The sequence below is a fragment of the Sphingomonas sp. G-3-2-10 genome (assembly GCF_012927115.1).
GTDB lineage: Bacteria > Pseudomonadota > Alphaproteobacteria > Sphingomonadales > Sphingomonadaceae > Sphingomonas.
The window spans coordinates 2,995,943-3,008,039 of the sequence record NZ_JABBFY010000001.1 but is presented as its reverse complement, the minus strand read 5'-3'; the positions used below and the strand labels follow the sequence as shown (position 1 = coordinate 3,008,039).

Genomic DNA, 12,097 nt, shown 5'->3' with positions numbered 1-12,097 from the left:
GAAGAGGAGGGGCCAAGAAGTTTAATCCAGCGACTTCGACGCCTGCTCGAACATATCCTTGCTCAGCCCCGGCGTTGCGACGATCCGCTCCAGTTCGGCACGCATCTTCGCCGCGCGGGCCGCGTCGAAGCGTTTCCACCGGCCCAGCGGTGGCAGCAGCTTCGCGGCGGTCTGCGGGTTGAGCTTGTCGAGTGCCAGCAGCTGGTCGGCGAGGAAGCGGTAGCCCCGGCCCGACGCATCGTGGAACGCGCGCTGGTTCACGCTGAACGCGCCGATCAGCGAGCGGGCGCGGTTCGGATTGGCCAAAGTGAAGTCGCGATGTTTCGCCAGTGCTTCGACCGCGTCGATCGCATCGTCGCGAGTCGAGAGCGCCTGGGTCTGGAACCATTTGTCGAGCACGAGGCCGTTATCGGCATAGCGCTGGTAAAAGGCCTGGATCGCCGCCGATCTTTTCTCCGCCGCGCTCGAATTGACCAACGTGCCCAGCGCGCCCTGACGGTCGGTCATATTGTCCGACGCTTCGAACTGGGCGAACGCCAGATCCGCCGCGTCCGCGGCCCCGCTCGCCGCGATATAACCGAGCGAGACGTTCTTGATCCGTCGCGCGCCCTTGCCCGCAGGCGAATATTCGAAGCGGTTGGTGCGAACCGCGTCATAGGCTTCGCGCCACAGTGGCTCGAGCTGGCGGCCCAGATCGCGCCGCAGCGCCTCGCGCGCGCCGTAGATCGCGTCGGGATCGACCACGGCCATCTGGTCGCCGATGAAGCTGTCCGACGGCAGCAGCACCGCTTCGGCGATGAACGCCTGATCGAGACTCGTGTCGGTCAGCGTGTTCTTCACTGCGTCGATCACCGCGCCATGATCGGCGCGGCCATTGGCGACCGAACCCACCAGCGTGTCGAGCATCAGCTGCTGCATCGCTTCGTAGCGCGCGAACGGATCGTCGTCATGCGCCGACAGGAAAGCGAGATCGTTCGCGGTGCGGTTGGTATCGAGCACGATCGGTGCGCTGAAACCGCGATTGATCGACAGCACCGGTGTTTCCGGAATGCCTTCGAACACGACTTCGCTGGTTTCGTCCTTCAGCAGCACCAGCTGCTCGTCGCACAGCGGCCGGCCGGTGATCGCGCCGAACAGCTTGAGCTTGAGCGGCAGCACCATCGGCTGCTTGTCGCTTTGCCCCGGCGTCGGCGGCACGGTCTGGCGCAGGGTCAGCCGGGCGCGGCCGCCTTCCTGCACCAGCGAAGCCGAGACGCGTGGCGTCCCGGCCTGCGAATACCATAGCCGGAACTGGGTCAGGTCGGTCCCGCCGGCTTCCTCCATGCACTGGACGAAATCCTCGCAGGTCGCCGCCGTCCCGTCGAACCGGTCGAAATACAGATCGCAGCCTGCGCGGAATTTCTGCGGACCCAGGATCGTGGCGATCATGCGGATCACCTCCGCACCCTTGTTGTAGATCGTCGCGGTGTAGAAATTGCCGATCTCGATATAGGAGTCCGGCCGGATCGGATGGGCCAGCGGGCCGGCATCCTCGGGGAACTGGCTGGCGCGGAGGCCTCGCACATCCTCGATCCGCTTGACCGCCTTCGAACCCTGATCGCCCGAGAAGCTCTGGTCGCGATAGACGGTGAAGCCTTCCTTCAGCGAAAGCTGGAACCAGTCGCGGCAGGTGACGCGGTTGCCCGACCAGTTGTGGAAATATTCGTGCGCCACCACCGCGGCGATCGCGTCGTAATCATAGTCGGTGGCGATATCCGGGTCGGCGAGGATGTAGCGGCTGTTGAAGACGTTCAGCCCCTTATTCTCCATCGCGCCGAAGTTGAAATCGTCCACGGCGACGATGTTGAACACGTCGAGATCATATTCGCGGCCATAGACCTGCTCGTCCCACGCCATCGACGTCTTGAGCGCGGCCAGCGCGTGATGGGTGCGGTCGAGATCGCCCGCGCGGACCCAGATGCCGAGCTGCACTTCGCGCCCGCCCATCGTGGTGAAGGTCCCGCGATTGGCGACCAGATCGCCCGCGACCAGCGCGAAGAGATAGCTCGGCTTGGGGAAGGGGTCGTGCCACTCGGCCCAGTGCGTGCCGTTCTCGCCCTCGCCCGAAGCGATCGGATCGCCATTGCACAGCAGCACCGGGAAGCGCGTCTTGTCGCCGGTCATCTTCACCCGATAGACGCTGAGCACGTCGGGCCGGTCGGGGAAGAAGGTGATGCGGCGGAAGCCCTCGGCCTCGCACTGGGTGCAGAGCATCCCGTTCGAGGCATACAGTCCCTGGAGCTGGGTGTTGCGCTCCGGGGCGATCTCCACCTCGGTTTCGATCACATGTTCATCGCCGTTCAGCGCGATCACCAGATCGCTGCCGTCCATGTGCCATGTCGCGGCGTCGCCATCGGCCCGCACGGAAAGGGCGGTCAGCCCGTCGCCAAGGAGCCTCAGCGGTGCGTCATGCGCGCCATTGCGCCCGACCTTCAGCGTCGCCCGGACCCGCGTCGCTGCCGGGTCGAGCTCGAAATCGAGCGAAATCTCGGGGACGCGCCACTCGGGTGCGCGATAATCCTCGCGGCGGGTTACGTGGGGCGCTAGGGTCGGCGCCGCGGTTGCACTCTGAACATCTGCCATGACGTCCCTGCATATAGGCAGCTCGTCACAGGCCGCCAGCCAAAACCGGCCTCTCACGCTTGCGCAAGATTATTGCCGTGCTACCCCGATGCCACACAGAGATTTCCGGGGATTCCGCACCTATGCTTCGTTATTTCGCGCCGCTGACGCTTGCCGCGCTCATCGCCATGCCGGCGATGGCCCAGAACGCCGTCCCGACCACGCCCGCCGAAAAGAACGCGATCATCAATGCCGAGCTGCCCGCCGATCAGGCGGCGATGAAGGCGCATGTGATGTTCCTCGCTTCGGACAATCTGCGCGGCCGCGACGCCGGCAGCCCGGAATATGACATCGCGGCGCAATATGTCGCCGCGCAGTTCTACGCCGCCGGCCTGCGTCCCGCGGGCGATGACGGCAGCTATCTCCAGCGCGTTCCGTTGCTGTCTTACAAGCCGTCGGACAAGGGCAGCTTCACCATCACGCCCAAGGGCAAGGGCGCGACACCGATCAGCCTCGAATTCGGCAAGGACTATCTGCCCTCGGCCGATCCGACCAAGGCCGAGACCGATGTCACGGGCCAGGTCGTGTTCGTCGGCTATGGCATCTCCGCGCCGTCGCTGGGCCGTGACGACTATCGCGGCGTCAACACGAAGGGCAAGATCGTCGCCTTCTTCGCGGGCGCGCCGTCCAACCTCGGCGGCGAGGAGCGCGCGCATCTCGGCAGCCCGGCCACCAAGGCGGTGATCGCGCAGGAACATGGCGCGATCGGCTATATCACCATCGAATCGCCCGTCACCGCCAAGACCCGGCCGATGGCCGCCAGCAGCGCGGGCTGGGATCGCACCCGCATGACGTGGCAGCGCGCCGACGGCTCCGGCTTCTTCGCCGCGCCGAACACGCCGGGCCTCGGCACGATCAGCATCGCCGCCGCCGAAAAGCTGTTCGCCGGATCGAAGACCCCCTGGGCCACCGTGGCGAAGCTCGCCGAGACCGAGAACCCGAAGTACAAGGCCGAAGTCCTGCCCGCGACGCTTAGCGTCTCGCTCAAGACCGAGACCAAGCAGGTCGTCAGCTACAATGTCGCCGGCATCATCCCCGGCAGCGATCCGACGCTGGGCAGCGAAGTCGTCGTCCTTTCGGCGCATCTCGATCATGTGGGCGTCGGCCGCCCCAATGCGAAGGGCGACACCATCTATAACGGCGCGATGGACAATGCGGTCGGCATCGCCTCGCTGATCGAGGAAGCCAAGCGCTTCAAGGCATCGGGCAAGGCCCCGCGCCGCACGGTCATGTTCCTCGCGGTCACCGCCGAGGAAAAGGGTCTGGTCGGCGCGGATTACTTCGCCAACAACCCGACGGTTCCGAAGGACAAGCTGGTCGCCAACGTCAATCTCGACATGCCGATCATCACCTACAAGTTCAGCGACATCATCGTGTTCGGCGCACCGCGCTCGACGCTCGGCCCGATCGTCGAAACTGCCGCAAAGGGGATCAACGTCACCATCTCGCCCGATCCGATGCCGGAACAGGGCCTGTTCGTCCGTTCGGACCATTACCGCTTCATCCAGCAGGGCATCCCCTCGGTGTTCCTGTGGCCGGGCGCGGCCGGCCCGGGCAAGCCGGCGATCGATACGTTTTTCGCGGGGAACTACCATCAGCCTTCGGACGAGATCGTCCAGGGCCCGCCGATCGACTGGGAATCGGGCGTCCGCTTCATCGAGATCAACTATACGATCGCGCGCGCCATCGCCGATGCCGACCAGCGCCCTGTCTGGAACAAGGGTGACTTCTTCGGTACCACCTACAAGGGGCCAATGGCGAAGTAACGCGCCGACACTCCCTCATGCCAATCTGCCCGGACGGCGTTCGCGCCGCCCGGGCGCTTTGAAAGTCGCCTGATGCTGCGTTCGCTGTTCGCTTTGCCTCTGCTTCTGGTCGCTCCGCTTGCCGCTGCGCAGTCGATCCCCGCCGATCAGGCGGCGATCAAGTCGCACGTCCAGTTCCTTGCGTCGGATTCGCTGCGCGGGCGCGAAGCGGGCACGCGCGACTATGACGTGGCGGCCGAATATGTCGCGTCGCAGATGCTGCGCTACGGCCTCAAGCCCGGCGGCGAGAACGGCACCTGGTTCCAGGCGGTCAACCTCGCTTTCTACAACCCGACCGGCAAGGGCGAAGTCAGCCTGACGCGCGGCAAGACCACCGAGCCGCTGGTCCACGGCAAGGATTACCTTCCCTCGCCGGTGCCGAGCTCGCCCGAATTCAGCGTCTCGGGCAACATGGTCTTTGTCGGCTGGGGCATCGTCTATCCCGAGGGTAAGCGAGACGATTATCGCGGGCTCGACGTCCGCGGAAAGATTGTGGTGATGATGCCGGGCGTGCCCAAGGGCCTGCCCGCCGAAGTCACCGCGCACCTCAGCGACGACGACCAGAAGGCCCGCATCGCCCAGTCGCGCGGTGCGCGCGGCGTGCTGATCCTCGAATCCGCGGCGAACCGGAAGGACTTCGCCTTCGATGCGATCGTGCCCTATTGGGAATATCAGCGCACGACCTGGGCCGGCCCCGACGGCAAGGCGCACGACGTGTCGCCCGGCGCTCCGGTCGCGGCCTATATCAGCCAGGCCGGCGCGGATAAGCTGTTCGCCGGCTCGAAGATGAAGTTCGCCGACGTGCTCAAGGCCGAGACGACCGGCGGCCGTATGCCCACCGGCAATCTCGTCGGCAGCATCTCGCTCTCTACCAAGACCCGCGTCCGCACCGCCGCCACGCGCAACGTGATCGGCGTGCTCGAAGGGGCTGATCCCACGCTCAAGGCCGAATATATCGTCCTTTCCGCGCATCTCGATCATGTCGGCGTCGGCGATCCGGTCAATGGCGACCGCATCTATAACGGCGCGATGGACAATGCCGTCGGCACCGGCTCGATCCTCGAGGTCGCGCACGCCTTCCAGGTCTCGGGCAAGCGCCCGCGCCGCTCGGTCATGTTCATCTCGCTCGCGGCCGAGGAAAAGGGCCTGATCGGCTCGGACTATTTCGTGAACTACCCCACCGTGCCCAAGGAACAGCTGGTCGCGAACATCAATCTCGACATGCCGATCCTCACCTATGACGTGAAGGATCTGGTGGTGCAGGGCGGCGAGCGTTCGAGCATCGGCCCGGTGGTCGCGCAGGTCGCCAAGGCAGAAGGCCTCGCGGTCGTCCCCGATCCGAGCCCTGAGGAAATGTTCTTCGTGCGCTCGGATCACTACAGCTTCGTCAAGGCGGGCATCCCCGCGGTCTCGGTCGATACCGGCCCCGGCGGCGAAGGCGCGGTCGCGCAGAAGAAGTTCCTCGCCGACAATTATCACAAGCCCTCGGACCAGATCGACCTGCCGTTCAACTGGGCGTCCGCGGCGCAGTTCGTCCGCATCAACTATGGCGTGGCGCGCGTGCTGGCCGACGCCGACAAGCGCCCGAGCTGGAACAAGGGCGACTTCTTCGGCGTGACCTTCGAAGGCTTTGGCGCGAAGTAGCGGCACTTCTTAGCCCCTCCCCTTCAGGGGAGGGGTTGGGGTGGGGCCTGTCCATCTGCTCTGCGGCGCCAAAACTTGCACCAAGCCGTCCCCACCTGCCATGAACGCCAGATGTCGGTCTGGATCACCCGCTCGTCCCCGGACAATCTCGCCACGGCGCGCCGCCTGCGCAGCGCCGGCCTGCACCCTTTGCTCTTTCCGGTGATCGAAACGCGCGCGCTCGCCGCGCCGCTCATGGGCGTCCGCCCCGATGCGCTCGTCTTCAGCAGCATCCATGCGGTGCGCCACCATCTTGCCGAGCCCGGACTGCTCGACGTACCGGTCTTCGTCCGGAACGAAGAGATTGCGGAGGCGGCGCGCGGCGCGGGCTATCTGTCGATCACCTCGACCAGCGACGACGAATCGCTCCTCGCATCGCTGGTCCGCTACGCGGTCCCCGCCGCCGGGACGATCGGCTATTATTGCGCTGAACGCACTTCGACGGCAGTCGAGCGCGCACTTCTGCCGGAGCATGGCCGGATCGAGCGGCGCAACGTCTATCGTTCCCAGCCGATCGGCGAGGACCGGATGCGCGAACTGGTCGAGCGCCTGTCGCGCGTCGGTTCGATCGTGCTGCATTCGAGCCTGTGCAGCGACACGGTGCGCGAAGCGGTGCAGCGAGCGAACTGGCGCGGCGATCTGTGGTGCATTTCGGAGCAGAGTGCGCGCGGGTTCGCCGATCTGAGCGGCGTCCGGACGCGCATCGCCCGCCACACCACCGAAACCGCGCTGCTCGACATGATCTGCAGCCGCGACTGGCGCGGGCGGCGCAAATCCGATGTGGTGCTCATGACCCGCCAATTCGATCGCAACGCCAATGACAATGAGCCCGGCTGGGACGAATTCAACTAGGATGCATCTCTTCGTCTTCGGCCCCGGCTACACTGCGTCGCGCATCGCCGATGCCGTCCGCGCAAAGGGCTGGGCGGTAAGCACCGCCACGCGCGAGACGTTCGAAGGCCGCGCGAGCGATCTCGCCGCCGCCACCCATATCCTGTCCTCGATTCCGCCCGGCGAGAGCGATCCCGTCCTCGACGCGTACCGGGATCTGCTTGCCCGTCACCCCGGCTGGCTGGGCTATCTTTCCTCGACCGGCGTCTATGGCGATAGGCAGGGCGCATGGGTCGATGAAAGCGCGCCTACCGGCACCGGCCGCCGCTCCGCACGGGCGCAGGCCGATGTTGCATGGCTGGCGCTGGGCGCGCGCGTGTTCCGCCTGCCCGGCATCTACGGCCCCGGCCGCTCGCCGCTCGACCGGATCGCCACGCAGCGCGTCGATGTGCCGGGGCAGGTGTTCAGCCGCGTCCATGTCGACGATATCGTCTCGGGCGTGATCGCGGGGTTCGACGCGCCGCCCGGGGCGTACAACCTCGCCGACGACGAGCCCGCGCCGCAATCGGTCGTGCTGGCCTGCGCCGCGCGCCTGCAAAACCGCGACCCCGCGCCGCTGGTGTCGCTGGAGGACGCCAATCTCAGCCCGCAGGCCCGCGCCTTCTGGTCCGAAAACCGCCGCGTCGCGAACCGCAAGGCAAAGCGCGTCCTCGGCTGGACGCCGCGCTATCCGAACTACCGGTTGGGCCTGCGCGCTCTCAACGCGATCACCAGTCCGCCCAGCACCAGCACTGCGCCCGCCGCCGCCAGCAGCGACCAGCGATAGCCTTCGAAGAGGGTCGAAAAGATCATCGCCACCACCGGAATCGCCACGCTGCTATAGGCGGCCTTGGCCGGTCCGATCTCGCGGATCAGCGCGAAATACAGGCTGAAGCTCAGCGCCGATCCCAGCACGCCGAGATAGATCAGCCCGGCGATATAGCCGATCCGCATCTCGAACACCGGCGGCCCGGACACGCCCCATGCGAACGCTGCGTCGATCATCGCGCCGCTCAGCATCGCCCATCCGATCACGCTCGCCATCGGCCATGCTTTCGACGTCTCGCTCGCCTGCATCACGTTCGCGGTCGAGGCGCACATCACCGCGCACAGCGCCAGCGCGATGCCGGTTATCGCCTGTTCCGGCCCGACCGGGCTCAGCCGCGCTTCGTGGATGAACAGCAGCGCCACGCCCGCGATCGCCACCGCCGATCCGGCGAGCAATTGCCTGCCCATCCGCTGGCCGAGGAAGATGCGCGAGAGGATCGCATTGGGCACCAGCAGCAGCGCGAACACGATCGCGACCACGCCCGAAGTGATGTACTGCTCCGAGCGATAGACGAGGTTGAAGTTCAGCACGAACTGCATCAGCCCGAGCAGCGCGGCAAAGAGCATCCCCTTGCGCGGCAGCCATAGCGGCTCGCGCCGGATCGCTGCCCAGACCAGCATCGTCGCCCCGCCCAGCAGGAAGCGATAGGCGACCGACCAGCTCGGCGGCACGATCGACAGTTGATCGCGGATCACGATCCACGTCGTCCCCCAGATCAAAGTGACGATCGCGAAGGGGACGAGGACGCGCAGCCGCGTCGAACGGGGCTTTTCGCCGATCATGCGACCCTCTTTTCGGTGAAAATCACAGCGCCGCGATCGCATCGGCCAGCGGGCGGATCGCGTCCTCGCCCTGATTCCAGGAAATCACCAGCCGCGCTTCGCCCACGCCCCAATCGTAGAAGTCGAAGCCCAGCGCGCGCAGCGACGCAGCTTCCTCGGGCGTGACCTTGAGGAACACTTCATTGGCCTGCACCGGATGCACCAGCCGCTCGCCCGCGGCCCGAGCCAGCAATAGCGCCCCGGCATTGGCCGCGCGGCCATTGGCCAGCCACAGATCGTCGTCGAGCATCGCGAGGATCTGTGCGGCCAGATAGCGGCCCTTGGAGAAGAGCAGCCCCGCACGCTTGCGGCGGAACAGCGTCGATTCCATCAGTTCGGGCTTGAAGAACACCAGAGCCTCGGCGCTCATGCCGCCATTCTTGACGAAGCCGAAGCTCAGCGCATCCACCCCCGCGCGCCACGTCACGTCGCCGGGATGACAGCCGAGATGCGCCACGGCATTTGCGAAGCGCGCGCCGTCCATGTGCAGGCCCAGCCCGCGCGATTTCGCCAGATCGCCGATCGCCGCGACTTCGTCCGGCGAATAGGCGAGGCCATATTCGGTCGCATTGGTGATCGAGATGGCGTGCGGCTGCACCTGATGCACGTCGGGGCGGATCGGATCGATCACCGCGCGGATCGCATCGGGGGTCAGCTTCGCGCCTTCGCCTTCGCCCAGCAGCAGGCTTGCGCCGCCGGTGTAGAAGACCGGCGCGCCCTGCTCGTCGACCTGGATATGCGCGTCGCGATGGCAGACGATCCCGCCATAGGGCGGGCACAGCGCGGCGAGCGCGAGGCTGTTCGCCGCCGTGCCGGTCGGCACCCAGATCGCGCGGCATTCGGTGCCGAACAGGTCGGAAAATCGCCCGTCCAACTCCTTGCTCCACTTGTCGCCATCATACGCGGTGTCGAGCTGGTTCACTTGTCCCAGCGCGGCCATCACCTGAGGGCAGACGGCGGCGGCGTTGTCGGAAAAGAAGCGCATGGTCATGCCCATGCGACCGCGTTCCGGTCAGGTCAACCGGCGCTATTGCCCGTCGGGAAGGCGCCGCGAGGGCTCGGGTGCCGGACGCCTCGCCCCGCGATCGTCAACGCCGGGCCGCGCCGGGATGGTCAGCTCCTCGCGCCGCCGGTCGTCCGGAATCGGCGGCACATCGCCGGGAACGGGTTCGACTTCGGTCTGGACTTCGCCCCCGCCCAGGATCTCGCCCAGCACGTCGCCCAGATCGGGCGCATCGTCCTCGATCGTGTTGTCGATCACTTCCTCGGGCGGCGGGGCGGCGCGGATGTCGAGTGCGTCGATCATGAAGTTGCGCCACACCCGCGCGGGCACGCCTCCGCCCGACAGGCCCGGGATCGGCGTATTGTCGTCGTTGCCGACCCACACGCCGACCACCAGATCGCCCGCATAGCCGACGAAAAGCGCGTCCTGCCCGTTCTGCGTCGTCCCGGTCTTGCCGAAGGCGGGGATGGAAAGCGCCGCGCTGCGCCCGGTGCCGCCGCTCACCACGCCGCCCAGCAGCTCGTGGAGATCGTCGAGCGTGCGCGACGGGAAGCGGCTCGGCCCGCCCAGCTGGCGTGACAGCCAGTCCTGATCCTCGCTGTCTTCGGCCAGCCCGCGCGGGCGCACCGGATAGCTGCCCTCGGCGACCGAGGCGTAGGCGGCGGTCAGCTCGAGCAGCGATACGGTCGACGTGCCCAGCGCGACCGACGCGTCGTTGCCGATCGGGGTGGAGATGCCCAGATCGCGCGCCGCTCGCGTAACGTTGGCGATGCCCACCTGCTGCGCCAGCCGCACCGCCGCGACATTGCTCGATTTGGCGAAGGCCTGCCGCAGGGTGATCCGGCCCGAATAGCGCTTGCCGCTATTCTCGGGCGACCAGTCGCCGATCGTCAGCGGCGTATCGTCGACCATCGATTCGGGCGTCATGCCGGAGCGAAGCGCGGCGAGATAGACGAACAGCTTGAAGGTCGAACCCGGCTGGCGCCGCGCCATCGTCGCGCGGTTGAAGGGGCTGGCGGCATAGCTGTTGCCGCCGACCATCGCGACGATGCGCCCATCGGGCTTCATTGCCACCAGCGCGATCTGCGTCGAACGCAGCCCCGCGCCCTTCACCGCGCGCTCGGCGGCGCGCTGTATGCCGGAATCCAGCGTCGTGCGCACGCGCTGCTCGGTCGCGATCTCGCCCGCCCGGTCGCGCGCCTGCGGCAGCACCCAGTCGGCGAAATAGCCGCCGCTGGGCAGTTGCTTGACCTTGTCGACCCTGAGCACTGCGGGCCGCACTTCGGCCGCTTCCTCCTTGGTCAGGAAACCGGCGGCGACCATCGCGGCGATCACCAGCTTCTGCCGCTCGCGCGCGCCCTTCAGATTGCCGGTTGGGGCAAGCCGCGACGGCGCCTGCACCAGGCCCGCCAGCATCGTCGCCTGGCTGATGGTCAGATCCTCGACATCGACGCTGAAATAGTGCCGCGCCGCGGCGCGCAGCCCGTACACATTGTCGCCGAAATAGACGTAGCTCAGATAACGCGACATGATCTCGTTCTTCGTCAGCCACGCTTCCAGCCAGAAGGCGATCAGCACCTCCTGAAACTTCCGCCCCGCGGTGCGGTTCGAATTGAGGAAGGCGTTCTTCGCCAGCTGCTGGGTGATCGTGCTGCCGCCCTGCGATCCGCCGTCATTGCTGATATTATGGACGAAGGCGCGCATGATCCCGCGCGGATCGACGCCCCAATGGCTTTCGAACCGCCGGTCCTCGATCGCCATAAAGGCTTCCTGCACATGCTTGGGCAGTTTCGACGCGTCGACCGGTTTCTCGATCACCGCGCCGCGCCGGGCGATCTCCTTGCCATCGGAATCGAGCAAGGTGATCGAGGGCGGGGCAGGCGGCTGGAGCGATTTGGACAAGGGCGCAGTGAAGGCCAGCCACGCCACCGCGAGAATGAAGAAGATCAGGAACGCGCCCAGCCCGCGCATCGACCAGCGCCACCAGTTGAACCGGCGGCGGACGACGGGAAGATTGGTGGTGTAGCCGCCCGCCGGCACTGCTTGCGGGAAGTCGATCGGCGGCGGCGCGGGCGGGGGAGGGGGGAGCGGCGCGGACCGCGCGCGTTCCTTCCGCGCATCGGGCGGGGGCATCCCGCCGGAAAGCTCCAGCGGCTCGGGCGTCTCGAACCAGTTCTGGACCGCGGCGATCGCTTTCTTCGCCTTTTCGGTCGCCACTTCGGCGGCTTTCTTCGGCTTCTCCTCGGCGGGCGGGAACACCGCCTTCTTGACGGCCGGCTTTACCGGCGCCGGCGTCGGCCGCGCGCGCGCCGGCTCCTGCGGGGCCGCTGGACGCCGCAGGGGGAAACGTTGTTCGAAATTGTCGTCGTTCGCCATCCGCGCTCAAATAGCTGTATTGTTCATATAATACACGCTGCCGCCATCC

8 protein-coding genes are annotated in these 12,097 nt (G+C 66.6%); 4 read left to right on the top strand and 4 right to left on the bottom strand.

Going from position 1 to position 12,097, the window contains the following annotated elements; genetic code table 11:
• Positions 1-21 precede the first annotated feature (21 nt).
• Complete coding sequence (gene pepN, locus HHL13_RS15110; protein WP_169556441.1) at positions 22-2,622, bottom strand: aminopeptidase N; 2,601 nt, start codon at positions 2,620-2,622, stop codon at positions 22-24.
• A gap of 122 nt (positions 2,623-2,744) precedes the next feature.
• Between pepN and HHL13_RS15105 the strand changes: the two genes are divergently transcribed.
• The 4 genes from HHL13_RS15105 (at position 2,745) to HHL13_RS15090 (ending at position 7,806) form a co-directional block, all read left to right on the top strand.
• Complete coding sequence (locus HHL13_RS15105) at positions 2,745-4,427, top strand: M28 family metallopeptidase (RefSeq protein WP_169556440.1); 1,683 nt, start codon at positions 2,745-2,747, stop codon at positions 4,425-4,427.
• A gap of 72 nt (positions 4,428-4,499) precedes the next feature.
• Complete coding sequence (locus HHL13_RS15100) at positions 4,500-6,110, top strand: M28 family metallopeptidase (protein WP_169556439.1); 1,611 nt, start codon at positions 4,500-4,502, stop codon at positions 6,108-6,110.
• Positions 6,111-6,221: 111 nt separating this feature from the next.
• Positions 6,222-7,001: a uroporphyrinogen-III synthase gene (locus HHL13_RS15095; RefSeq protein ID WP_169556438.1), complete on the top strand. Its 780-nt coding sequence runs from the start codon at positions 6,222-6,224 to the stop codon at positions 6,999-7,001.
• 1 nt (position 7,002) lies between these two features.
• The gene (locus HHL13_RS15090) at positions 7,003-7,806 is read left to right on the top strand and encodes an NAD(P)-dependent oxidoreductase (protein WP_169556437.1); all 804 of its coding nucleotides are present in this window, start codon (positions 7,003-7,005) and stop codon (positions 7,804-7,806) included.
• Here HHL13_RS15090 and HHL13_RS15085 read toward each other — a convergent pair.
• The 3 genes from HHL13_RS15085 to HHL13_RS15075 are packed head-to-tail and all read right to left on the bottom strand — an operon-like array spanning position 7,716 to position 12,048.
• Positions 7,716-8,630: an EamA family transporter gene (locus HHL13_RS15085; protein WP_169556436.1), complete on the bottom strand. Its 915-nt coding sequence runs from the start codon at positions 8,628-8,630 to the stop codon at positions 7,716-7,718. The two genes, HHL13_RS15090 and HHL13_RS15085, sit on opposite strands and share 91 nt — an antisense overlap.
• Before the next feature lie 22 nt (positions 8,631-8,652).
• Positions 8,653-9,654, bottom strand: coding sequence for a beta-eliminating lyase-related protein (locus tag HHL13_RS15080; RefSeq protein ID WP_169556435.1), 1,002 nt, complete (start codon positions 9,652-9,654; stop codon positions 8,653-8,655).
• Between the two features lie 42 nt (positions 9,655-9,696).
• On the bottom strand, positions 9,697-12,048 hold the full coding sequence (locus tag HHL13_RS15075; protein WP_240953719.1) for a transglycosylase domain-containing protein: 2,352 nt from the start codon (positions 12,046-12,048) through the stop codon (positions 9,697-9,699).
• Between the last annotated feature and the right edge of the window lie 49 nt (positions 12,049-12,097).